This is a genomic window from Pseudomonas sp. GW456-12-1-14-TSB6 (assembly GCF_059424205.1).
The window spans coordinates 1-24155 of the sequence record NZ_JBWKZE010000044.1; the positions used below are offsets into that span (position 1 = coordinate 1).

General features: G+C 60.6%; 16 protein-coding genes. 13 read left to right on the top strand and 3 right to left on the bottom strand.

Annotated elements, in window-relative coordinates:
- Positions 1-171: 171 nt before the first annotated feature.
- The 6 genes from recC to yfiB all read left to right on the top strand — a co-directional run bounded on the left by recC (position 172) and on the right by yfiB (position 11874).
- On the top strand, positions 172-3624 hold the full coding sequence (gene recC, locus AC07Y2_RS26925) for an exodeoxyribonuclease V subunit gamma (protein WP_103387290.1): 3453 nt from the start codon (positions 172-174) through the stop codon (positions 3622-3624).
- Complete coding sequence (gene recB, locus AC07Y2_RS26930; protein WP_103387291.1) at positions 3621-7310, top strand: exodeoxyribonuclease V subunit beta; 3690 nt, start codon at positions 3621-3623, stop codon at positions 7308-7310. The genes recC and recB overlap by 4 nt, the downstream gene beginning before the upstream one ends.
- Complete coding sequence (gene recD, locus AC07Y2_RS26935; RefSeq protein WP_103387292.1) at positions 7307-9415, top strand: exodeoxyribonuclease V subunit alpha; 2109 nt, start codon at positions 7307-7309, stop codon at positions 9413-9415. Before recB ends, recD begins: the two co-directional genes overlap by 4 nt.
- A gap of 118 nt (positions 9416-9533) precedes the next feature.
- Positions 9534-10109 carry a regulatory sequestration protein YfiR gene (gene yfiR, locus AC07Y2_RS26940; protein WP_103387293.1) on the top strand — a complete coding sequence of 192 codons (576 nt, stop codon included), beginning with the start codon at positions 9534-9536 and terminating at the stop codon, positions 10107-10109.
- Entirely contained in the window at positions 10106-11374 is a 1269-nt protein-coding gene (gene dgcN / locus AC07Y2_RS26945; RefSeq protein ID WP_074692019.1) for a diguanylate cyclase DgcN/YfiN, read from the top strand. Before yfiR ends, dgcN begins: the two co-directional genes overlap by 4 nt.
- Complete coding sequence (gene yfiB / locus AC07Y2_RS26950; protein ID WP_170844893.1) at positions 11374-11874, top strand: outer membrane lipoprotein YfiB; 501 nt, start codon at positions 11374-11376, stop codon at positions 11872-11874. The genes dgcN and yfiB overlap by 1 nt, the downstream gene beginning before the upstream one ends.
- Here yfiB and AC07Y2_RS26955 read toward each other — a convergent pair.
- Positions 11871-12818, bottom strand: coding sequence for a LysR family transcriptional regulator (locus AC07Y2_RS26955; protein ID WP_103387294.1), 948 nt, complete (start codon positions 12816-12818; stop codon positions 11871-11873). The two genes, yfiB and AC07Y2_RS26955, sit on opposite strands and share 4 nt — an antisense overlap.
- 149 nt (positions 12819-12967) lie before the next feature.
- Here AC07Y2_RS26955 and AC07Y2_RS26960 point away from each other — a divergent pair, with 149 nt between their 5' ends.
- On the top strand, positions 12968-14494 hold the full coding sequence (locus tag AC07Y2_RS26960; RefSeq protein WP_039772936.1) for a CoA-acylating methylmalonate-semialdehyde dehydrogenase: 1527 nt from the start codon (positions 12968-12970) through the stop codon (positions 14492-14494).
- Positions 14495-14503: 9 nt separating this feature from the next.
- A complete protein-coding gene (gene mmsB / locus AC07Y2_RS26965; protein ID WP_039772935.1) occupies positions 14504-15391 on the top strand; it encodes a 3-hydroxyisobutyrate dehydrogenase in 888 nt (295 codons plus the stop codon).
- A gap of 94 nt (positions 15392-15485) precedes the next feature.
- Here mmsB and AC07Y2_RS26970 read toward each other — a convergent pair whose 3' ends face one another.
- Positions 15486-15830, bottom strand: coding sequence for a cupin domain-containing protein (locus AC07Y2_RS26970; protein WP_007953863.1), 345 nt, complete (start codon positions 15828-15830; stop codon positions 15486-15488).
- A 640-nt stretch (positions 15831-16470) separates the two neighbouring features.
- Here AC07Y2_RS26970 and AC07Y2_RS26975 point away from each other — a divergent pair.
- The 5 genes from AC07Y2_RS26975 to rfbA are packed head-to-tail and all read left to right on the top strand — an operon-like array spanning position 16471 to position 22920.
- On the top strand, positions 16471-17370 hold the full coding sequence (locus AC07Y2_RS26975; RefSeq protein ID WP_309475031.1) for an acyltransferase: 900 nt from the start codon (positions 16471-16473) through the stop codon (positions 17368-17370).
- Complete coding sequence (locus tag AC07Y2_RS26980; protein ID WP_103387296.1) at positions 17367-18617, top strand: glycosyltransferase family 28 protein; 1251 nt, start codon at positions 17367-17369, stop codon at positions 18615-18617. Before AC07Y2_RS26975 ends, AC07Y2_RS26980 begins: the two co-directional genes overlap by 4 nt.
- 22 nt (positions 18618-18639) lie before the next feature.
- A complete protein-coding gene (locus AC07Y2_RS26985) occupies positions 18640-20817 on the top strand; it encodes a prenyltransferase/squalene oxidase repeat-containing protein (protein WP_103387297.1) in 2178 nt (725 codons plus the stop codon).
- 54 nt (positions 20818-20871) lie between these two features.
- On the top strand, positions 20872-21954 hold the full coding sequence (rfbB, locus tag AC07Y2_RS26990) for a dTDP-glucose 4,6-dehydratase (RefSeq protein WP_103387298.1): 1083 nt from the start codon (positions 20872-20874) through the stop codon (positions 21952-21954).
- 42 nt (positions 21955-21996) lie between these two features.
- A complete protein-coding gene (gene rfbA / locus AC07Y2_RS26995; RefSeq protein ID WP_011332341.1) occupies positions 21997-22920 on the top strand; it encodes a glucose-1-phosphate thymidylyltransferase RfbA in 924 nt (307 codons plus the stop codon).
- A gap of 36 nt (positions 22921-22956) precedes the next feature.
- Here the strand turns inward: rfbA and AC07Y2_RS27000 are convergent, their stop codons facing one another.
- Complete coding sequence (locus tag AC07Y2_RS27000) at positions 22957-24093, bottom strand: LLM class flavin-dependent oxidoreductase (protein WP_103387299.1); 1137 nt, start codon at positions 24091-24093, stop codon at positions 22957-22959.
- Positions 24094-24155 lie beyond the last annotated feature (62 nt).

Below are 24155 nucleotides of genomic sequence, written 5' to 3' on the forward strand. Positions count from 1 at the left end.
GTAGGTCATCGTCAAGATTAAATTCCGAAACCCCAATTGCGAAAGCAGTTGGGGTTTTGTTTTGCCTGCAGGAAAGTTCGTACAGCATTGTCGGACGCCTTGCGGCTGTCCTCGCCGGCCGACAATGCTAAGGTTCAGCCCTAGCTTTTGTACTTTTCCAAGGAAGCCTTCATGCCGGACACCCAGTCCCTCAACGCTGCATTCATGGTCGTTCAGAGCAATAGCCTGGATGAACTGCGCAGCCTTGTGATCAGCATCATGCGGCGTTATCCACTGGCTCCCTTGGAGAACGAAATTGCACTCGTACAGAGCAACGGCATCGCTCAATGGCTCAAGCTGGCACTGGCTGAGGATCCTGAAGCAGACGACTTGGGCGGCTGTGGTATCGCCGCCGCAATTGATGTGCAACTGCCGGGCAGTTTCATGTGGCAGCTTTACCGGATGGTGTTGGGCCGAGAGGAAATTCCGGCAAAGTCGCTGCTCGACAAGGCACCGTTGACATGGCGTCTGATGCGCCTGTTGCCACAGGTTATCAACCTTCCGCATTTCGAACCGCTGCAACGCTTCCTCACCCATGACACCGATCTGCGCAAGCGTTACCAGTTGTCCGAACGCTTGGCTGACCTCTTTGACCAATATCAGGTTTACCGCGCTGATTGGCTTGAGGATTGGGCAGAGGGGCATCATCAGCTACGCAATGTGAGGGGTGAAGCGAAGCCGCTTCCTCCGACCAGTTGCTGGCAGGCAGAGTTGTGGCGCGCCCTGCTGGACGACGTGGGCGAGCAAGGCATGGCCCAAAGTCGGGCAGGCGTGCACCAGCGATTCATGGAACGCATCAACAGTCTTGAAAGCGCACCGAGCGGACTTCCCCAGCGAGTAATCGTTTTTGGAATTTCCTCGTTGCCCGCACAAGTACTGGAAGCGTTGGCCGGGCTTTCCCGTTTCAGCCAGGTTTTGTTGTGCGTCCATAACCCCTGTCGTTATCACTGGGCCGATATCGTTGCCGACAAGGATCTACTACGTCATCAGTACAAGCGACAAGCCCGCAAAAACGGCATGCCTGTGGTGCTGGACTCGGAATCACTCCACCAACATGCTCACCCGCTCCTCGCTGCGTGGGGCAAGCAAGGTCGTGATTACATCAACCTTCTCGACAGCTACGACGAGCCGGACAGCTATCGCGCAGCATTTCGTAACGGGCGTATCGATCTGTTCAGCGAAACCCAGCCGGAGAACATGCTCAATCAGTTACAGGACGATATTCTGGAACTGCGGCCACTCAGCGAGACTCGAGCGCGCTGGCCGGCAGTCGATCTGACTCAAGACGATTCGATCCGCTTTCATATTGCCCATAGCGCCCAGCGCGAAGTGGAGATTCTTCACGACCAGCTCTTGGCCCGTTTCAGTGCCAACCCTCAATTACGCCCTCGCGATGTGATCGTGATGGTGCCTGACATCGATAGTTATGCGCCGCATATCCGCGCCGTCTTTGGTCAGCTGGATCGTCATGACCCACGCTTCATTCCCTTCACCATGGCCGATCAGGGGCAACGCGGACGAGATCCATTGCTGATCGCTGTCGAGCATCTGCTCAAGCTGCCGGATAGCCGTTTTCCCGTCAGTGAGATCCTCGACTTGCTCGACGTTCCTGCGTTACGCGCCAGGTTTGGTGTGCAGGAGCGAGACTTGCCGACCCTGCATCGCTGGATCGAGGGGGCCGGGGTGCGTTGGGGCATCGATGCCGGGCAACGTGTCGAGCTGGGATTGCCCGACGAGCTGGAGCAAAACAGTTGGCGCTTTGGCTTGCGCCGGATGCTGCTCGGTTATGCCGTCGGCAGTTCCGGCGCCTGTGGGGATATCGAGCCGTACGATGAAATCGGTGGTCTCGATGCCGCGCTGATCGGCCCGTTGGTAGCATTGCTGGATGCACTGGAACTCTCGCATCAGCAACTGATGAAGCCCGCGCAGCCACAGGAATGGGGGTATCGGCTTCAGGCGTTGATGCAGCTTTTTTTCAAACCCGAAGACGAGCATGACGACTACCTGCTGGCTCAACTCGAGGAGTTGCGCGAAACCTGGCTGGAAACCTGCGAAGCCGTCGATCTGCTGGACGAGCTGCCACTGACCGTCGTCCGTGAGGCCTGGCTGGCAGGGCTGGATCAGGGGCGTCTGTCGCAGCGCTTTCTGGCCGGAGCCGTTAACTTTTGCACGCTGATGCCGATGCGCGCGATTCCGTTCAGACTGGTTTGTCTGTTGGGCATGAACGATGGCGATTATCCACGCGCTCAACCACCGTTGGACTTCGATCTCATGGGCAGCGACTACCGGCCGGGAGATCGTTCCCGTCGTGAGGATGATCGTTATCTTCTGCTAGAGGCACTCTTGTCCGCTCGTCATCAGCTCTACATCAGTTGGGTCGGTCGCAGCATTCGCGATAACAGTGAGCGGCCAGCCTCTGTGTTGATCGGCCAGTTACGCGATCATCTCGCCAATGGGTGGCGATCGGCCGACGACAACGAGGACCTCCTGATTGCCATGACTCAGGAGCATCCGTTGCAGCCATTCAGTTCGCGCTACTTCCATGAGGAAGACAAGCTTTTCAGCTACGCCAGCGAATGGCAGGTGCTGCATCAACCTCACGAACAGAACGACGTCGCCACAATGCTTGCCCCCCATGTCCAGGAAGAACCGTTGAGTCTGGAACTGCTGCAGGACTTCCTGCGCAGTCCGGTCCGACACTTTTTCACTCAGCGACTCAAGGTTTACTTCGAAGCGGCGCAGGTACCTCAGGCTGACGAGGAACCCTTTGTACTGGATGCGTTGCAGCGATACATGCTCAGCGACAGCTTGCTCGGGGCAGCCTTGAGACACCCGGACAATGTTGATCAGGCGCTCGAGTCTCAAGCCCGACGCCTGCAGAACAGCGGACTGCTGCCCATGGCCGGGTTCGGTGAATGCCTTCAACGAGAGCTGATCGAGCCTTTGCCAGACTTGTTGCAACGATATCAACAGCTGTTGGCGTTATGGCCAACACCGCTAACCAACGCGCTACCGATCAATTTTGAATGGCAGGAACTGCGCCTTGAAGGATGGCTGGGCGGTTTGCACAGGCGCGCCGATGGCGGCGTACTGTCGGTCACGACAATCCCCAACAGCATAGGCTCGATCAAGAGCCGCAAATGGCATCGCCTGACCAAGCCCTGGGTCAGCCACCTTGTCGCCTGTGCCAGTGGACTCTCCCTCACGACCGCACTGGTGGCCAGTGATGACACGCTCCTTCTTGAACCTCTGGAACAGACTCGAGCGCGGCGAATTCTCGAGGATCTGCTGCTCGCCTGGCAGACGGGAATGCGCCAGCCACTTCCTGTCGCGGTAAAAACGGCTTTTGCATGGCTGGCCCAGACCGATCCGGTCAAGGCTGAAGCGGCTGCCCGTAAGACCTATGAGGGTGATGGTCAGAACAACGAAGGCGAGCGTCGCGAAAGCCCGGCTCTTGCCCGACAGTTCCCCGACTACGATGCACTGCAGGCGGATGAAACCTTCTCCGGTTGGTGTGATGCGCTTTATCGCCCGTTGCTCGAGGCACCTTGGCGCTCATGGGCCCACGAGGAGGCAGGCGCATGAGTAACCAGCCACCACTCGCCCTGGCATTCCCGTTAAAGGGCAGCCAACTGATCGAAGCCAGCGCGGGCACTGGCAAGACATTTACCATTTCAGCGTTGTATCTGCGGTTGATCCTCGGTCACGGAGGCGAGGTAAACGGTTTCGGTCGTGAGCTGTTGCCCCCGCAGATTCTAGTGGTGACCTTTACCGACGCGGCGACCAAAGAGCTGCGCGAGCGCATACGCACACGTCTGGCCGAGGCCGCCCGTTTCTTTCGTGACGAGACGCCTGCCCCTGATGCGCTGATCGATGAACTGCGTGAAGAGTTCGATCCGCAACAATGGCCCGGTTGCGCCAACCGCCTGGACATCGCTGCGCAATGGATGGACGAAGCCGCGGTTTCGACTATCCACAGTTGGTGTCAGCGAATGCTGCGCGAGCATGCGTTCGACAGCGGCAGTCTGTTTACCCAGACCCTGGAAACCGATCACAGCGACCTGCTCGGCGAAGTGTTGCGCGATTATTGGCGGCTGTTCTGCTACCCGATGCAGGGCGACGCCTTGAGCTGGGTCCGCAGTCACTGGGGAGGGCCGGCGGCCCTGTTGCCGCGTGTACGGGGGCTGTTTGGCACCGAGCGCGAAGGGAACTCAGACCAGACGCCATCCGAACTGATCGAAGAATGCCTGCAGGAACGCCGTGCGGCATTGGTGGAGTTGAAGGGACCATGGCGGCAGTGGGCCGATGAGTTGCTCGCGATCTGTCATCAGGGCGTCGCCAACAAAACGGTGGACGGGCGCAAGATGCAGGCCCGCTATTTCGAACCCTGGTTCGAAAAGCTCAAGGCCTGGGCTGAGGACGAGACGCTCGAACAATTGGATATCGGCACCGGGTTCGCCCGGCTCACACCGGAGGGCATGGCTGAAGCCTGGAAAGGCGAGCCGCCGAGTCACCCGGGCCTGGATGCCATGCCTGTGCTCAAGTCTAGTCTCGACAATTTGCCGACGCCCGATGCGGCCGTGCTGCAGCATGCTGCCAAATGGGTTGGTGCTCGCTTTGAAGATGAGAAGCGCCGTCGAGCCGAAATGGGTTTCGACGACATGCTGCTGCGTCTGGATGCGGCCTTGCAGTCCGACGGCGGGGAGCGTCTCGCCACGCTCATTCGCGAGCAGTTCCCCGTAGCTTTGATCGATGAATTCCAGGACACGGATCCGGTGCAGTACCGGATCTTCGAAAGCATCTATCGCATTGAAGAGGATAACCCCGAGACCGGGTTGTTTCTGATCGGGGATCCGAAGCAGGCGATCTATGCCTTCCGGGGCGCGGATATCTACACCTATCTGCGAGCCCGGCAGGCCACGTTCGGGCGTCTGCATACCCTGGGCACCAACTTCCGTTCCAGTCACGGGATGGTCCGTGCGGTCAACCATGTGTTCGAGCGTGCCGAGGCCCGTGAGCAAGGGCGCGGGGCGTTTCTGTTCCGAGAGAAAAACGGCGATAACCCGGTGCCGTTCCAGCCTGTGGAGGCGCAGGGACGCAAAGAACATTTGCAGGTAGCCGGGCTGGACGTACCGGCGCTGAACATCTGGCATCTATCTACCGACAAGCCACTGTCCGGGGCAGTTTATCGCCAGCAGTTGGCGGCAGCCTGCGCCAGTGAGATCACAGCCCTGCTCAATGGCGGGCAGACCGGTCGCGTCGGGTTTGCGCAGGAGGGCAAGGATTGGCGTGGACTGCGGCCAGCGGACATTGCGATCCTGGTGCGCGACGGTAAAGAGGCGCAGGCGGTACGCGGTGAGCTCGCAGCGCGCGGAGTCCGCAGCGTTTATCTGTCGGACAAGGACTCGGTCTTTGCCGCACAGGAAGCCCATGATCTGCTTTCGTGGCTCAAGGCGTGCGCGGAGCCGGATGTCGAGCGTTCCCTGAAAGCGGCGTTGGCGTGCATCACGCTGAATCTGCCACTGGCTGAGCTGGAGCGTCTGAATCAGGACGAACTGGTCTGGGAAACCCGGGTCATGCAGTTCCGTGGTTACCGTGAGCTATGGCGCAAGCAAGGGGTGCTGCCGATGTTGCGGCGCCTGCTGCACGACTTTCAACTGCCGCAGATGCTCATTGCCCGCAGTGATGGTGAGCGGGTGCTGACCAACCTGTTGCACCTGTCGGAGTTGTTGCAACAGGCCGCGTCGGAACTCGATGGTGAGCAGGCACTGATCCGCCATCTGGCCGAGCATCTGTCGCTGTCTGGGCAGGCAGGTGAAGAGCAGATCCTGCGTCTTGAAAGCGACGAACAACTGGTCAAGGTCGTGACCATTCACAAATCCAAGGGGCTCGAGTACCCGTTGGTGTTCCTGCCTTTCATCTGCTCGGCTAAACCGGTAGATGGCAGTCGATTGCCGCTGCACTACCACGATGAATCCGGCAAGGCTCGCATCAGCCTGAAGCCCGACGCGGAACTGATCGCTGTGGCGGACACCGAACGCCTGGCAGAGGATCTGCGTTTGCTCTACGTCGCGCTGACCCGCGCACAACACGCTTGCTGGCTTGGGGTGACGGATCTCAAGCGCGGCAACCATAGCAGCTCGGTGCTGCATCTTTCTGCGCTGGGCTATCTGTTGGGCGGCGGCGTAACGTTGAATGAATCCAGCGGATTGGCCCGCTGGCTGGACGATCTGCAACAGGATTGTTCGGCGCTGAGCGTTGTTGAAATGCCACAAGCCACCAGCGAGGTTTACCAGCCTCCGCGTAACGAAGCTACGCTGCGTGCCACCCTTTTACCGAGCCGCAGGGCCAGCGAGAACTGGTGGATCGCTTCGTACAGTGCCTTGCGCATCAGTGACGTGCTGAGCGCTGGCAACGACGAAGCCCCCGACAGTCCGCAAGCGCAAAAGCTGTTCGACGACGAACGCCTCGATCCTGAAGCACCGCGCGAGATCATCGCCGGCGGAGCTGATATTCACCGTTTCCCTCGTGGACCGAATCCGGGAACGTTTCTTCACGGTTTGCTCGAGTGGGCGGGTGAGGAGGGCTTCGCGGTCACCCGCGAGTCGCTCGATGATGCGATCGCCCGGCGTTGCAATCGACGGGGCTGGGAGGGCTGGATCACCACCCTCGGCGACTGGTTGCAACACTTGCTCAAACTGCCACTGCCTGCGGGCCTCGACCAACCGCCAGTGGTGCTTGAGCAATTGAAGCAATATCGGGTCGAGATGGAGTTCTGGTTCGCCAGCCACAAGGTCGACGTGCTCAAGCTCGACGAACAGGTGCGTCAATTCACTCACAACGGTGTGGCCCGGGTCGGCGCCGAAGCGGTGCAACTCAACGGTATGTTCAAAGGCTTTATCGACCTGACGTTCGAGCACGAGGGTCGTTACTACGTGGCCGATTACAAATCCAACTGGCTGGGTGCCGATGACGCTGCGTACACCGAACGGGCCATGGAGCAGTCGATCCTCGACAACCGTTACGACCTGCAATACGTGCTGTACCTGTTGGCATTGCATCGTCAGCTCAAGGCGCGGCTCGCCGATTACGACTACGACCGGCATATCGGCGGCGCGTTGTATCTGTTTCTGCGTGGAACTCGGGCGCCTGGTGGTGGCGTTTACTTCGCACGCCCACCACGGGAGCTGATCGAGCGTCTGGACATCATGTTCCAGGGTAAACCGCAACCCAGGGCCGAGCCCGCGTGGGTGCAGGGAGAATTGCTATGAATCGGACGTTCGCCGACCTGCTGCCCACGCCGCTGACCGCCGACAGCCTCGCGCAGCTGACACCTCTCACCTGTGCCGATGATCTGCTGCTATTGCTCACCCGCTGGGTCGAGCGCGGATGGCTGCGGGCACTGGACAAGGCATTCGTGGCTTTTCTTCATGAATTGGCACCCGATGTCGATCCGCTGGTGTTGCTCGCCGCCGCATTGACCAGTCACCAGCTCGGCCATGGACATGTGTGCCTGGATCTGTTTGAAACCCTCAAGGCGCCGGATTTTGCACTTTCCCTGCCGCCGGAGGGGGATGCGCAACCCGGCGTGTTGCTGCTGCCATCGCAACTGCTCGAAACCCTCGACGGAGCGAACTGGTGCAAGGTGCTGGCCGGCAGTTCGCTGGTGGCACTGGCCGCCGACGAAGGTGCGTCGGCGCAGGAGCGCCCGCTGGTGTTGTCCGGCAAGCGTTTGTACTTGCGACGCTATTGGGCCTACGAGCGGCGTATCGACAGCGCATTGCGCCAGCGGCTCGCGGAGCAGGAAGCGACACCGTCCGATCTTGCACGGCGGCTGGACGAGCTGTTCGATCCAGCGCAGCGCGCGGATGTCATCGACTGGCAGAAACTGGCCTGCGCCCTGGCCACCCGAAGTGCCTTCAGCATCATCACGGGCGGCCCGGGCACTGGCAAAACGACAACGGTGGTACGTCTGCTGGCGTTGCTCCAGGCACCTGCGGTCGAGGCGCATCAACCACTGCGCATTCGACTCGCGGCGCCTACCGGTAAAGCGGCGGCGCGGCTGACCGAGTCCATCAGTCAGCAGGTGCAGTCGCTGAAGGTCGCTGAAGGCGTCCGGGAAAAAATTCCGACCGAGGTGACCACGGTGCATCGCCTGCTCGGCAGCCGACCTGGCACGCGGCATTTTCGCCACCATGCCGGTAACCGCCTGCCACTGGATGTGCTGGTGGTCGATGAAGCATCCATGATCGACCTGGAAATGATGGCCAATCTGCTCGATGCCTTGCCGCCTCATGCTCGACTGGTGTTGCTGGGCGATAAGGATCAACTGGCCTCGGTGGAGGCTGGCGCGGTGCTGGGCGATTTGTGCCGTGATGCCGAAGCGGGTTGGTACAGTCCGCAGACTCGCCAGTGGCTGGAAGCGGTGAGCGGCGAATCCCTGCAAGACAGCGGTTTGCAAGAAGGCAGTGACAGCTCGCACCCGCTGGCCCAGCAAGTGGTGATGTTGCGTCACTCACGGCGTTTCGGCGAGGGCAGCGGCATCGGTCAACTGGCGCGACGGGTGAATCAGCAACTCTCGGACGAGGCTCGCCAGTTGCTGGATGCCAAAACCCATGGCGATGTGTTTTCGTTGCCACTTCAGAACGAGCACGACCGGAAACTTGAGCACCTGGTGCTCGATGGACACGGCGAAGGCCCCCACGGTTATCGACACTATCTGAGCATTTTGCGCGATCGACGTCCGGTGAGCGGAACGCCGCTCGAGAACCCGGGCTGGGTCGATTGGGCGCGTGACGTCCTGCGGGCCTTCGATACCTTCCAATTGTTGTGCGCAGTGCGCAAAGGGCCGTGGGGTGTTGAGGGGCTTAATCAGCGCATCACCGATGCATTGCTCAAGGCGCGGCTGATCGAGAGCGACCAGCAATGGTACGAAGGCCGGCCGGTGTTGATGACTCGAAACGACTACGGCCTCGGGTTGATGAACGGTGACATCGGTATCGCCCTGAAACTGCCCGAGCGTGATGGCCCGGATGCCGGTAAGTCGGTGTTGCGCGTGGCGTTCCCGCGTAACGACGGGCGCGGTGGGGTGCGTTTCGTGTTGCCGAGCCGGCTCAACGATGTCGAGACCGTCTATGCGATGACCGTGCACAAGTCACAGGGTTCGGAGTTTGCCCATACCGCGCTGATCCTGCCGGACGCCCTGAACCCCGTGTTGACCAAGGAACTGATCTACACCGGAATTACCCGGGCCAAGGACTGGTTCACTTTGATCGAACCCCGCAGTGGCGTATTTGAAGAGGCAGTACAACGCAAGGTGAAGCGCTTGAGCGGACTGATGCTGGAACTGGAAGAAGGAACGGCGCCTCGAGGATGAAGGTGCCTGGATGACCGGCGCTTATTGACCGACCGGTCAGAGGTCGCTGTATCGCTGGCGTTCCAACGCTGTGCTATCGTTGCGGCATCATTTCGTAACGATCCAAGAGAATCCCTGCATGAAGGTGGCTGTCTGGGCGACAGAGCGCGTAGTTGGCTGCAAGCGGACGTTGCTTTCCGGTGTGCTCTGTTTGCTCACGGGTGTGGCCGCTGCCCAGACTCAAACCCCGGTGGGCATGGCCGAACAGCGGGCCAAATCCGTCACCCAAGTTGTTCTCGGTATCCTCAGTTACGCGCGCTGGCCGGTAGAGCCTGCGCAGTTGCGCCTGTGTATCGTTGGCCCGACCGAATACACCGATGACCTGGTCAAGGGCACGACCCAGGCCACGGGTCGTCCGGTCATCGTGCGCCGGCTGTTGGCCGACAATCCAGCCATCGTCAGCGAGTGCGACGCGGTCTATATCGGCAAACTCACCACAGACGAACGCAGCCGGCTGTTCGCGTCCCTGATCGGCCATCCGGTGCTGAGCATCAGCGAAGGCGGCGATCAATGCACGGTCGGCAGTCTGTTCTGCCTGCGGGTCGGTGATGAACAAGTGTCGTTCGAGGTCAATCTCGACTCCGTTGCCCGCAGCGGTGTGCGCATTCACCCCAGCGTGCTGCAGTTGTCGCGCCGCAAACCGGCGGTGCCATGAGACGCGACAAATCCACAGGGCGCCCGACCCTCGGCTCGGTCATCGGCCGTGGCAACCTGATTGTGGCGCTGGTCGCCGTGGCAATGGCCAGCGTGTCGTTGACGCTGCTCGGGGTGCTGGCGCTGCGGGTCTATGCCGATCACAACCTGCACTTGATCGCCCGCTCGATCAGTTACACCGTGGAAGCCGCCGTGGTGTTCAACGACAAGGCCGCCGCGACCGAAGCGCTGGCGTTGATCGCCTCGACCGAAGAAGTGGCCGATGCCCAGGTGCTGGACACTCAGGGCCAATTGCTCGCGCGCTGGCAGCGTCCGGAGAACGGCCTGATTTCCGAGCTGGAGATGCAGGTCGCGCGAGTCATTCTGGAAAAACCCATCAACCTGCCGATCCAGCATCAGGATCGGGAGATAGGGCGGATCTTGCTGATCGGCCACGGTGGCAGCCTGATGCGTTTTCTGTTGAGCGGTCTGGCGGGGATCATTCTCTGCACGGCGATCAGCGCCTGGGTCGCGCTGTACCTGGCGCAGCGTCAGTTGCGCAGGATCATCGGCCCGTTGCACAGCCTGGCGGCGGTGGCGCATGCGGCCCGCAGCGAGCGGGCACTGGATCGACGGGTGCCACGGGCAAAAATTGCCGAACTGGACAACCTCGGCACCGACTTCAATGCCCTGCTCGATGAACTCGAATCCTGGCAAACCCACTTGCAGAGCGAGAACGAAACCCTCGCCCATCAGGCCAGCCATGACAGCCTTACCGGGTTGCCGAACCGGGCCTTTTTCGAAGGCCGCCTGATCCGTGCTCTGCGCAGTGCCCACAAGTTGAATGAGCAAGTGGCGGTGCTGTTTCTCGACAGCGACCGATTCAAGGACATCAACGACAACTTCGGTCATGCCGCCGGCGACGCGGTGCTGGTGGCGGTGGCGAATCGGGTGCGGGCGCAGTTGCGTGAAGAGGATCTGGTGGCGCGTCTGGGCGGTGACGAGTTCGCCGTTCTGCTCACGCCCTTGCACAAGACCGAAGACGCCGAACGCATTGCCGACAAGATCCTCGCCAGCATGGACACCCCGATTGCGCTGCCGGGCGACAGCAGTGTCGTGACGTCGCTCAGTATCGGCATCGCGGTTTACCCCGATCATGGCGTCACGCCCGGCACCTTGCTCGACGCGGCCGATGCCGCGATGTATCAAGCCAAGCGTTTGTCGCGCGGCGCCCAATTCACGGCCGGGACGGAGTACCCGGTCGATTCCGTTCAAACCAGGAGCTGATGCCCGTGTTCTCACTTTCCTTTCGACTGTTTTCCACCCTGTTGCTGACGGCCATGCTGGCCCTGACCGGTTGCCAGACCGCCCCGCAAAAAGGCCTGACGCCGGCCCAGGTCGCGGTTCTCAAGCAGCAAGGCTTCGAGCTGACCGATGACGGTTGGGAGTTCGGCCTGTCGGGCAAAGTGTTGTTTGGCAGCGATGTCGAAAGCCTGAACCAGCAAAGTACCGAAATCGTCGAGCGTATCGGTAAAGCCTTGCTGGGTGTCGGTATCGAACGGGTACGAGTGGATGGCCACACCGACGCTTCGGGCAAGGAAACCTATAACCAGCAGCTGTCACTGCGTCGCGCGAAAAGCGTCGGCAAAGTGCTGACCTCGGTCGGCATGAAAGAAGAGAACATCCAGTTGCAAGGCCTCGGCAGCCGCGAACCGGTCGCCTCCAACGATACCGCCGCCGGCCGCACCGAAAACCGCCGGGTGTCGATCGTGGTCAGCGCCGATTAGTCGGCGAACTGCATCTCTCGAGTTTCACCCATCAACAGCGCCTGATTGCACTCGGTCACCTCGCGGATGTAATCCCACAACAGGGTGATCCGCTTGAGCTTGCGCAGGTCTTCCCGGCAGTACATCCAGAACTGCCGGGTGATATCGATTTCCTCCGGCAGCACCGGCAACAGGCGCGGATCCTGAGCCGCGAGAAAGCACGGCAGAATCGCCAATGAGCGCCCCTGCTGCGCCGCCACGAACTGCGCAATCACGCTGGTGCTGCGTAAATTGGCGCTGGCACCGGGCAACACGTTCGCCAGATACAGCAGCTCCGAGCTGAACGCCAGGTCATCCACGTAACTGATGAATTGATGCTTGCCCAGGTCGGCGGGGCGGCGGATCGGCGGATGTTTGTCCAGGTATTCCTGGGTCGCGTAGAGCTGCAAGCGGTAGTCGCAGAGTTTGCAGCACACGTACGGCCCGTGTTCCGGGCGCTCGAGGGCGATGACGATGTCGGCCTCGCGTTTGGACAGGCTGATGAAGTGTGGCAGCGGCAGGATGTCCACCGAGATCGCCGGGTAGGCGTCGACGAAGTGGCTCAGTTGCGGGGTGATGAAGAAGCTGCCGAAACCTTCGGTGCAACCCATCCGCACGTGCCCGGACAGTGCGACGCCGGAGCCCGAAACTTGCTCGCAGGCCATGTGCAGCGTGCTTTCGATCGACTCGGCATAACTCAGCAGGCGCTGGCCTTCGGCAGTCAGCACGAAACCGCTGGTGCGCGACTTTTCGAACAGCAAGGTACCGAGCGCCGCTTCCAGCGAACTGATCCGCCGCGACACGGTGGTGTAGTCCACCGCCAGGCGTTTGGCCGCCGTGCTGGCCTTGCGGGTACGGGCGACTTCGAGGAAAAACTTCAGATCGTCCCAATTCAGCGAGCCTAGAGAGGTGATGTTTTTTTGCATGATGGACGGGCTTATATGTGCGTTCTTATTAGAAGTTTGCACATCTATACTCCAAAAACAGTCCGACAACCAATTCGTGACACACGCCTCATCTCAAGGCGAACCTTTCGCCTTGGCTCCTACGATAAAAACAAGTTCTGGAGACCAGCATGAACGCATCGCTTACGCCCAACGAAACCACGATCCAGAAGGTCAAGCTGCTGATCGACGGCGAGTGGGTCGAGTCGCAGACCACCGAGTGGCACGACATCGTCAACCCGGCGACCCAGCAAGTGCTGGCCAAAGTCCCGTTCGCCACCGCCGCTGAAGTCGACGCTGCTGTCAGCGCCGCCCAGCGCGCCTTCCAGACCTGGAAGCTGACCCCGATTGGCGCGCGCATGCGCATCATGCTCAAGCTGCAGGCGTTGATCCGCGAACATTCCAAACGCATCGCCGTGGTGCTGAGCGCCGAGCAGGGCAAGACCATTGCCGATGCCGAGGGCGATATTTTCCGTGGCCTGGAAGTGGTCGAGCACGCCTGCTCCATCGGCAGCCTGCAGATGGGCGAGTTCGCCGAGAACGTCGCCGGCGGCGTCGACACCTACACCCTGCGCCAACCGATCGGCGTCTGCGCCGGCATTACCCCGTTCAACTTCCCGGCAATGATTCCGCTGTGGATGTTCCCGATGGCCATCGCCTGCGGCAACACCTTCGTCCTCAAGCCATCGGAGCAGGATCCGCTGTCGACCATGTTGCTGGTGGAGCTGGCCATCGAAGCCGGCATCCCGGCTGGCGTGCTTAACGTCGTCCATGGTGGCAAGGATGTGGTTGACGGCTTGTGCACCCACAAGGACATCAAGGCGGTTTCGTTCGTCGGTTCGACCGCCGTCGGCACTCACGTTTATGACCTGGCCGGTAAACACGGCAAGCGCGTGCAATCGATGATGGGCGCGAAGAACCACGCCGTAGTGCTGCCGGACGCCAATCGCGAGCAGGCGCTCAATGCGCTGGTCGGTGCCGGTTTCGGTGCGGCGGGTCAACGTTGCATGGCCACTTCGGTGGTGGTGCTGGTGGGCGCGGCCAAACAGTGGCTGCCGGATCTGAAAGCGCTGGCGCAGAAACTCAAAGTCAACGCCGGCAACGAGCCGGGCACCGATGTCGGCCCGGTCATTTCGAAAAAGGCCAAGGCGCGGATTCTCGATCTGATCGAAAGCGGCATCAAGGAAGGCGCCAAACTCGAGCTGGACGGACGCGACATCAGCGTGCCGGGCTACGAGAACGGCAACTTCGTCGGTCCGACCCTGTTCTCCGGGGTCACCACTGACATGCAGATCTACACCCAGGAAATCTTCGGCCCGGTGCTGGTGGCGCTGGAAGTCGACACCCTTGATCAGGCCATCGCGCTGGTCAACGCCAACCCGTTCGGCAACGGCACCGGCCTGTTCACCCAGAGCGGTGCGGCGGCGCGTAAATTCCAGACTGAAATCGACGTCGGCCAGGTCGGCATCAACATCCCGATTCCGGTGCCGGTGCCGTTCTTCAGCTTCACCGGTTCGCGCGGTTCGAAACTCGGCGACCTCGGCCCGTACGGCAAGCAAGTGGTGCAGTTCTACACCCAGACCAAAACGGTCACGGCGCGCTGGTTCGACGACGACAGCGTCAACGACGGCGTGAACACCACCATCAACCTGCGCTGAGGAACGGCCATGAAAATCGCATTTATCGGGCTGGGCAACATGGGCGCGCCGATGGCGCGCAACCTGATCAAGGCCGGGCATTCGCTGAACCTGGTGGACCTGAACAAGACCGTGCTGGCGGAACTTGAGCAACTGGGCGGCACCATCCGCGCTTCGGCTCGCGAAGCTGCTGAAGATGCTGAACTGGTGATCACCATGTTGCCGGCTGCGGTGCATGTACGCAGCGTCTGGCTCGGTGAAGACGGCGTGCTGGCCGGGATCGGCAAAGGCGTGCCGGCAGTGGATTGCAGCACCATCGATCCGCAGACGGCGCGCGATGTGGCGGCGGCGGCTGCCAAACAAGGCGTGGCCATGGCCGATGCGCCGGTGTCCGGCGGCACTGGCGGCGCCACGGCCGGGACGCTGACCTTCATGGTCGGCGCCACCCCGGAACTGTTCGCCACTCTGCAACCGGTGCTGGCGCAGATGGGCCGCAACATCGTGCATTGCGGTGAGGTCGGCACCGGCCAGATCGCCAAGATCTGCAACAACCTGTTGCTCGCCATTTCGATGGTTGGCGTCAGCGAGGCGATGGCGCTGGGTGATGCGCTGGGGATCGACACCACGGTGCTCGCCGGGATCATCAACAGCTCGACCGGTCGTTGCTGGAGTTCGGAAATGTACAACCCATGGCCAGGCATCGTCGAAACGGCGCCGGCCTCACGCGGCTACACGGGTGGCTTCGGCGCCGAGCTGATGCTCAAGGATCTGGGGCTGGCTACTGAAGCGGCGCGTCAGGCCCATCAGCCAGTGGTGCTGGGCGCGGTGGCGCAGCAGTTGTATCAGGCGATGAGTCAGCGCGGGGAAGGGGGCAAGGACTTCTCGGCGATCATCAACAGCTATCGCAAGCCGCAGTAATCGTCGTCAGGCCTGTGCTCGTCACAGGTCTGCAATTCAGATGCAGTAGGTGTTGCCGGGAAATCACGTCGGGTGGTTTCCCGGCTTTTTTGTATCAGGCGAACACGAAATATTTGCGCACGGTCTCGACCACTTCCCAGGTGCCCTTCATGCCTGGCTCGACCACGAAGATGTCGCCGGCGCGCAGGTGGATCGGCTCCATGCCGTCCGGGGTAATCACACAGTAGCCTTCCTGGAAATGGCAGTACTCCCACTTCACATAGTCCACCCGCCACTTGCCCGGGGTGCAGATCCAGGTGCCCATGATCTTGCTGCCGTCTTCGCTGGTGTAGGCGTTGAGGTTGACGGTGTGCGGGTCGCCCTCGAGCTTTTCCCATTTGCAGGCGTCGAGTACGGGCAGGGGATGGGTGTCGCGCAGAACGGTGATAGGTGCGGGCATGACGGCTCCAGGCCAGAGGGAAATAGAGCCGTCACCGTAGCGTTCGTGGGGGCTGTCGAAGTGTCTGGGGTCGACCTCCAGATGTCTGTAAGCGCTGGAGCAAATCTGCACTCCTCCCTGATTTGCACCAACGCTGTGCATATAAAACGGTTTTGGTACAAGCGTGCACCATAAAAGTTCAATCAATTTTTAGACTAAAACGAGATAACCATTCTGACACCTATTGCAAAACAAAATCGTCTGTACTATAACATTCGTACTAAAGAACTATTCCTCAAAACGGAGCTTCATCTGAGTCACGGACAGACTTGAATCGGCTTTTTCTCATCTCGACAACTGACTTGGCCTTTGGCTCAAGTGTGAACTTCTATCTGTTGTTAATGAATAATGACAGTTGAATGAACCGGACAGTTAATAAGTGGCGCGGACGCAATGTCTCGCGTGCTTTGAGTTGAAGCCTTAAATGAACAGTTAATTAATTATTTGTGCACTGGCGGATTTATATCTGCGGGATACGCACGCCTATCGGAATTTTATGTGCCCGGCATCAATGGAATGAGGCTTTATTGTGGACGACATAAACGTAATTGAAGTTTCGACGACTGTTGATAGTTCAAGTGAACTTGGCCGGCACGTCTGGGTGCGTGCCGGCAGTCGCCTGACAAACGTGCAGATCGGCGATGACTGCTTCATCGGTTTCAGATGCGATTTGCAGCACGCGTTGGTCGGCAAGTCCAGCATGTTCGCCACCGGTGCGCAGTGCCTGGGGACGGCGCAGTCGCCGGTTCGGATTGCCGAAAACGTCTGGGTGGGCGCCAAGGCCACCGTGACTGCCGGTGTTTCCATCGGTGCCGGGGCCGTGGTGGCGGCTGGCGCGTTGGTGACCGCCAATGTGCCGCCGGACGCAATCGTCGTCGGTCGCCCGGCGCGGGTCATTGCCCAGCGCACTGTGGTCGAGGACGGCCGGCCGAGCCCGGAACCGGTGCTGGCCAAAGTCCGGGACCGGGCGCGTCAGGGCTTGCCGTCGATGCTCGATCGGTCCACGCAGTCGGTCGCACGGCTCAAGTCGCTGAACCCTGACACCCTGACCTGGGACATCAGCGACGACGCCTTGATCGATGCCGAATTGCGCGGCGGGGCGTCGGTGGAAATCGCCCGGGACTGCATCCTGATCGGGCGCAGCAGCCGCCAGGGCGGCGTGTCGCAATTGGGCGGTATCGAATTGGGCACCGGCGTGCGACTGGCGACCGGTGTGGTTATCGAAGCAGCCGGCGGCGTATCCGTCGGTGCCTTCAGCGAATTGTCCGAGGGGGTCACGATCGTGGCCTCCACCCATGATCATTCTTTCCGCTCACTGCCTTGGGAGGAGGCACCGGTGCGCATTGGAAGTCGTTGCGTTATTGGCGAGGGCGCCATCTTGGTAGGTCCACTGAATATTGGTGACGGTGCCGTTATCAAACCGTACTCGGTGGTTATAAGGGATGTATTGGAAAACACTGTGGTTCATGGCGTTGTTCAACTAATGGAGATTCAAGAATGATTTTATTTGCCCCCAATCCAACCGGTTCCGGTCACAACATGCGCGCGCTGTCCATCGCTCAGGCGATTAAAAAGCAGCGCCCGGACATGCCATTGACCGTGGCACTGGCTTCCTTGCAGCCGACCTTCACGCCGATGTTCGAAAAGTCTGGCGTTGAAGTAGTGGATATTGCCGGTCGTTTGGTCGATTACTCGAAAAAGAGCAACTTGTCGAAAGAACTCGACTGGAATAATTACATCGGCGGATATATCGCCAATACCTTCTTGTCCGGCGAGCGAATTCTGTCTTACCTGGCCCTGATCGCCGAATACAAGCCCACCGCTCTGGTGTCGGACTACAACATGGCCGCCTGCCTGGCCGCGATTTTCAGCGGTACGCCGCTGGTGTTCGTCACCGAGCGCTACGACTTCACCCTGTGCCAGCTCGAAGACCATGATCTGGCCGACGGCGGTTTCGAAGTCAACGCGCTGGAAATGGCCCGGGCCCGCACCGCGCTGCACAGCCAGTTCAACTGGATGATCAATCAGAGCCAACTGGTGCTGACCGACAAACCGTACGTGGCTTCCCTCGATCAGGGCACGCCGGTGGCCGAAGCGCTGGTCAGCGGCAAGGCGCATTTTGTCGGCCCGATGATCCGCGACATCAATGTGCAGACCGGATTGAATGTGCGCGAGCAACTGAACCTCGGCGACTCGCCGTTCATTGTGGCTTCGATCAGCGGCACTACGATGTTTGCGCAAAACAAGGACGCGCTGCTGGCTGCGTATCTGGACAGCTTCAAGATCCTGCGCGAGCGCAATCCGGAACTGAAACTGGTGCTGCTGGGCCGTCAGGATATCCAGGCTCAGGACGGCGTCGTCTGCGTGCCGTACTACCCGGACTGGATGGGCCTGCTGCGTGAAGCCAGCCTGCTGATTTCGGCGCCGGGCTGGATCACCGTGACGGAAATCGCGGCGATGAATATTCCGACCCTGTTCCTGTTGTCGTCCAAGTCCGAATACCACGAACTGGAAGCTCTGCGTCGTCTGGAGTTGCTGGGCTTCCCGACGCATATCGGATACGACCGTGATCGTATCGTCGAACTGATCCAGGGCGAACTGGAAAAAGACACCGGCGCTTCGACCTATTACGCACCGCATCAGCAAGTGGCCGCGCCGGATGGCGAAGGTGCCGCCCGCGCCGCGACGCGCATCATCGAGTTGTGCCAGGGCAGCGTTGTGTCGCTGACCGAAAGCAAAGCCGCTTAACCTCAAGGAAGAGGGATTCACCATGTCACTGCATCCGCAGTTTCTATTTGATCAAGGCCTCAAGGACATCGAGCACGGCGGCTTTTTCGCCGTGACCGATGCCAGTGGCGAGGTTGCGATTTCCAGCGACAAGCAGTTGCAGGATCAGGTCGCCGCGACGTTCTATCAGGCCGAGCACGGCGACGATGTCGAACTGCGTTTTGCCCATGACGGACTGATGCGTTTGCATGATGCGGCGAATGGCGGTTTCCACGAACTGGCCGACCGCTACTGGACGCCGCACGGCTCCGGGCGCTGCCGCACGCTGGCGTTGCAACTGGACGCGCTGGCGGCATTGATTGCCTATCAGCGCCGGGTGCCGCAGGACGCGGCGAACAATGCTGCGATCCACGGCCTGCTGGAAAAGGTCGAAGCGATCTACGCTCGGTCCACGGTCGCCGGCCTTTACAGCAGCGACTGGTCGACTCCGCTGGAGCTGGCGACTTCGATCGATCTCGACATCAGCGCCACGGCGTTGCTGGCGCGTATCGACAATCAGCCGTTGGGGCTGGGGTTGGTCGGGCACTTGCAGATTCATGCAGAGAACCTGATCGGCCGGGTGGCCGGCAGCGACAGCCAATCCTGTGTCGATGTGGCGCTGACCCGTTGCGGTGTGCGTGCGCAGGTCAGCCTGGTGCTGGCGCAACTGGCTGATGCGCGCGACGACAATGCGCTGTCGAATCTGGCCCGTTCGTTCCTGCTGCAAACCCTGGCACTGTTCCGCGATCCGGCGTACGGCGGGTATTGGGATCGGGTCGGGATCAACGGCAGAGTGCGTTGCGACTGGCACACCTCGTACAAAAATCACGAGTCGCCATTCCCGATCAAGACCGCCTACGACGTGGCGTTGCTGTTGCAGGCGATTCAGGCCTTGCCGTCCGGCGCGAGCGAAGCGGATCGGGCTTCGGTGACGGCGGCGCTGCTGGAGTTTCACGACGCCCGCAATGGCGGGCTGTTCATGGGCAAGGGTTACTTCTGGTCGACCCCGGATGACCCGACCGTGCCGTTCATTCGCCAGTTCTGGGCGCCGCCGCGTCAGCCGGGCATCTTCAGCATCGGCAACCTGACGTACCTGCCGTTGCACCTGAAAAGCCTGAAAACCCAGCTCGCCGCCGCCCACGCCTTGCAGTCCATCGAACCGGTCGCTGCCGTCACTCATCATGACGATGCGGCGCTGGTAAACCGGGAGCTGCAAGTGATCGATGGCGGTGGTGATGTGCAGCGCATTCACCCGAAGGGCGTGCCGACCATCAATGTCGATCTGCAGCGTTATCTGGCGTGGCTGGCCAAGGCCCGGGCGTCGAATGAAACGCCTTACGGGCTGACCGCCGAAACCGCGCCGCTGGGTTTCCGTGCCGACAAGACCTGGCAAGTGTTTTCCGGGCTGCATGTGATTTCGGACTTGCACGCCCTGGGCCTGCAAATCGAAAACAAGGCCAGCCTGATCGATTGCATCAGGGCTTCGCAAAACAACGACGGTGGATTTGCCGAGCAACCGGGTCACCTGAGCGATGTGTTCGCCACCTACTGCGCAGTGTTGTCGCTGCGAGTGCTGGGCGCGTTGCCGAACGATATCGGTGGTTGCGTGCGTTACCTGCAAGCGTGCCAGAACCCCGATGGCGGGTTCGGCGATGTACCGGGTTTCGGCTCGGACATCTGGCACACCAACCTGGCGGTGCTGTCGCTGCACGCCCTTGAAGCCAAGGCGCCGGACGAGCAGGGCGTGATGGCGTTTGCCTTGCGCTGCCGCTCGGTCGATGGCGGGTTCGCAAACAAGCCGGGTTATCCGCCGGACGCGTTTTCGGTGTACCGCGTGGTGTCGACGCTGTTCATTCTCAACCGACGCATCGTCGATGCCGAACAGACCGTCGCCTGGCTGCAAAAGCTGCAACTGGCCAACGGCTCGTTCCATTACCGGCCGGGCAAAGCGGTCAGCCTGGTGGGTACTTACATGGCCATCGCAGCAATGTATTTGCTCGACGCGCAGCCGACGTATCTGCAGGAATCGAAAGACTGGATCGCTGCCCATCAGAAGCAGGACGGTGGTTTCGGCCCGCTCAACGCGACCTCGGCGACCACTGACGAAAGCTTCGTCTGCATCCAGACGCTGCTGATTCTCGAACAAGGACTGTCGCCATACTGGGTCGCGTTGTTGAACTGACCCGCACACAGCATCGAAGGACGTTCAATCATCATTTTGCCAGGGGAGGCGCTGATGAAAATTTTAGTGACAGGGGGCGCGGGCTTCATTGGCTCGGCCGTGGTGCGGTTTCTGATTGAAGAGACCGAATGTGAAGTGATCAACGTCGACAAACTGACCTACGCCGGCAACCTTGAGTCGCTGGCCGATGTGTCTGATTCGCCTCGTTACCGGTTCTGCCAGGTCGACATCTGCGACAAGCCGGCGCTGGACGAACTGTTCGCACGCCTGCAACCGGATGCGGTGATGCACCTGGCCGCCGAGTCCCACGTGGACCGCTCGATCGATGGCCCGCAAGCCTTCATCGAAACCAACATCGTCGGCACCTACACCCTGCTCGAAGCCGCGCGTGGTTACTGGAACCGACTGGACGCGGCGCGTCAGGCGGCGTTCCGTTTCCATCATATTTCTACCGACGAAGTTTACGGCGACCTGGAGCCTGAAGATCCGGCGTTCACCGAGCGTACGGCGTATGCGCCAAGTTCGCCGTACTCGGCAACCAAGGCCGGTTCCGATCATCTGGTCCGCGCCTGGCATCGCACTTTCGGCCTGCCGGTGGTGATGAGCAATTGCTCGAACAATTACGGGCCGTATCACTTCCCGGAAAAACTGATTCCTCACGTCATTCTCAATGCGCTGCAAGGCAAGCCGTTGCCGGTGTACGGCGATGGCGCGCAGATCCGCGACTGGCTGTTCGTCGAGGATCACGCCCGCGCCCTGTATGCGGTGGTCACGCGCGGTGAGGTCGGGCAGACCTACAACATCGGCGGCCACAACGAGAAGACCAACCTGGAAGTGGTGCACACCTTGTGCGATCTGCTTGAAGCGCGCGGTGCGGAAAAACCGCCGGGTGTCGCGCACTTCCGCGACCTGATCACCTTCGTCAAGGATCGTCCGGGCCACGACAAACGCTACGCCGTCGATGCCGGAAAAATCCACGCGACGCTCGGCTGGACGCCACAGGAAACCTTCGAAAGCGGCATGCAGAAAACCGTCGACTGGTATCTGGACAACCGCGCCTGGTGGGTGCGGGTGATGTCCGGTGCCTACGCACTGGAGCGCCTCGGCGAGCAACGCGACGAAGCCCTCGTGGCCTGAACATTCAGTCATTCAAATCTCACTGCTTGAAAGGAAAAAAGCATGGCCAAGTACAAAGGAATACTGCTGGCGGGCGGCGCCGGTTCGCGTCTGCATCCGATCACCCTGGGCGTCTCGAAACAGTCGCTGCCGGTGTATGACAAACCGATGATCTACTACCCGCTGTCGGTGCTGATGCTGGCGGAAATCCGCGAGATCCTGATCATCTCCACCCCGGAAGATCTGCCGGGCTTTCAGCGCATGCTCGGCGACGGCAGCCAGTTGGGCCTGAGCCTGAGCTACGCGGTGCAACCGAGCCCGGACGGTCTCGCTCAAGCGTTCATCATCGGTCGCGAATTCGTCGGTGAAGACAACGTCTGCCTGGTGCTCGGCGACAATATTTTCTACGGCGCCGGTTTCGGTGAAACCCTGCTGCAAGCGGCGGCGCGTGATGAAGGCGCGACGGTGTTCGGCTACTACGTGGCCGATCCCGAGCGCTTTGGCGTGGTGGAATTCGATGCTGCCGGCAAGGCCCTGAGCATCTGCGAAAAACCGAGCGATCCAAAGTCCAACTACGCCGTCACCGGCCTGTATTTCTACGACAACGAAGTGCTGCAGATTGCCGCTGACATCAAGCCGTCGCCGCGCGGCGAGCTGGAGATCACTGACGTCAACAACGTCTATCTGCAACGCGGCAAATTGAACGTGTCAGTGATGGGCCGTGGCATGGCCTGGCTCGACACCGGCACCCACGACGCGTTGATGGAAGCGGGCAATTTCGTCCAGGCCATCGAGAAACGCCAAGGCCTGAAAATCGCCTGCCTCGAAGAAATCGCCTACCACAAGGGCTGGATCGACGACGCGCAGTTGCTGGTGCATGCGGGCAGCATGAGCAAGACCGGTTATGGTCAGTATCTGGCCCGTTTGATCCACGATGACGTGGTGGTGGCGATGGATGCGCAGCGCCCGTTGAAAGGCGCTGCCTGATCAAGTGTGGGAGCGAGCCTGCTCGCTCCCCCAGGGTCAGTGGCCGGTCACGCTGTCGAGTTGGGCAGCTTTGACCGTGGCGCGTGGATCGGCCGACGGAGTTTTCAAGCGGGCCAGGCGATTGGCATGCGTCGGCGCTTCGGCCGCCAGTGGCGAACGGCGTTTGCGGGTTTCTTCACGCAGCACCGGCAACACTTCCTTGCCGAACATGTCGAGTTGTTCCAGTACGGTTTTCAGCGGAATGCCGCCATGGTCGAACAGGAACAGCTGGCGCTGATAGTCGCCGAAGTACTCGCGGAAGGTCAGGGTCTTGTCGATGATTTCCTGAGGGCTGCCGACGGCCAGCGGGGTCATTTCCATGAACTCTTCCAGGGATGGACCGTGGCCATACACCGGGGCGTTGTCGAAGTAGGGACGGAATTCACGGCGTGCATCCTGCGAGTTGCGACGCATGAAAATATGCCCGCCGAGACCGACGATCGCCTGCTCCGGCGTGCCGTGACCGTAATGGGCAAACCGTGCGCGGTAGAACTCGACCAGCGCCATGAAATGCTCACGGGGCCAGAGGATGTGGCTGGCAAAAAAACCGTCGCCGTAATAAGCGGCCTGCTCGGCGATTTCCGGGGTACGGATCGAGCCGTGCCAGACGAAGGGCGGCAGGTCATCGAGGGGCCTGGGGATTGAGGTGAAGTTTTTCAGCGGGGTGCGAAAGCGTCCGCTCCAGTTGAGGTCTTCTTCGCGCCAGAGACGATGCAGCAGGCGATAGTTCTCCATCGCCAATGGCAGGCCGTCGGCGATGCTCTTGCCGAACCAGGGATAGACCGGCGCGGTGTTGCCCCGGCCGAGCATCAGGTCCATGCGCCCGCCGCAGAGGTTTTGCAGCAGCGAATATTCTTCGGCCAGGCGCACCGGATCGTTGGTGCTGATCAGGGTGGTGGACGTCGAAAGAATGATGCGTTGGGTCTTGGCTGCGATGTAGGCCAGCAGTGTGGTGGGAGAGGAGGTGATGAACGGAGGATTGTGGTGCTCGCCGGTGGCGAACACGTCCAGTCCGATGTCTTCGGCCTTCTGCGCAATTTGCAGGGTGGCCTGGATGCGCTCGGATTCGCTGGGGGTACGGGCGTTGGTAGGGTCTTGTGTGACGTCGCCAACGGTGTAGATCCCGAATTGCATAAAGCCTCCTTGCCTTGGGTAAAGGTGTGTTTGAAACCCTTGCCGCGAAGAATGAATCGTCG

Excerpts from the sequence above, each read along its gene's own strand:
- AC07Y2_RS26985 (WP_103387297.1), top strand. The coding sequence starts at position 18,640 with ATGTCACTGCATCCGCAGTTTCTATTTGATCAAGGCCTCAAGGACATC.
- mmsB (WP_039772935.1), top strand. The coding sequence starts at position 14,504 with ATGAAAATCGCATTTATCGGGCTGGGCAACATGGGCGCGCCGATGGCG.
- dgcN (WP_074692019.1), top strand. The coding sequence starts at position 10,106 with ATGAGACGCGACAAATCCACAGGGCGCCCGACCCTCGGCTCGGTCATC.
- yfiB (WP_170844893.1), top strand. The coding sequence starts at position 11,374 with ATGCCCGTGTTCTCACTTTCCTTTCGACTGTTTTCCACCCTGTTGCTG.
- AC07Y2_RS26970 (WP_007953863.1), bottom strand. The coding sequence starts at position 15,830 with ATGCCCGCACCTATCACCGTTCTGCGCGACACCCATCCCCTGCCCGTA.
- AC07Y2_RS26955 (WP_103387294.1), bottom strand. The coding sequence starts at position 12,818 with ATGCAAAAAAACATCACCTCTCTAGGCTCGCTGAATTGGGACGATCTG.
- rfbA (WP_011332341.1), top strand. The coding sequence starts at position 21,997 with ATGGCCAAGTACAAAGGAATACTGCTGGCGGGCGGCGCCGGTTCGCGT.
- recC (WP_103387290.1), top strand. The coding sequence starts at position 172 with ATGCCGGACACCCAGTCCCTCAACGCTGCATTCATGGTCGTTCAGAGC.
- AC07Y2_RS26960 (WP_039772936.1), top strand. The coding sequence starts at position 12,968 with ATGAACGCATCGCTTACGCCCAACGAAACCACGATCCAGAAGGTCAAG.
- recB (WP_103387291.1), top strand. The coding sequence starts at position 3,621 with ATGAGTAACCAGCCACCACTCGCCCTGGCATTCCCGTTAAAGGGCAGC.
- recD (WP_103387292.1), top strand. The coding sequence starts at position 7,307 with ATGAATCGGACGTTCGCCGACCTGCTGCCCACGCCGCTGACCGCCGAC.
- AC07Y2_RS27000 (WP_103387299.1), bottom strand. The coding sequence starts at position 24,093 with ATGCAATTCGGGATCTACACCGTTGGCGACGTCACACAAGACCCTACC.
- rfbB (WP_103387298.1), top strand. The coding sequence starts at position 20,872 with ATGAAAATTTTAGTGACAGGGGGCGCGGGCTTCATTGGCTCGGCCGTG.
- AC07Y2_RS26980 (WP_103387296.1), top strand. The coding sequence starts at position 17,367 with ATGATTTTATTTGCCCCCAATCCAACCGGTTCCGGTCACAACATGCGC.
- yfiR (WP_103387293.1), top strand. The coding sequence starts at position 9,534 with ATGAAGGTGGCTGTCTGGGCGACAGAGCGCGTAGTTGGCTGCAAGCGG.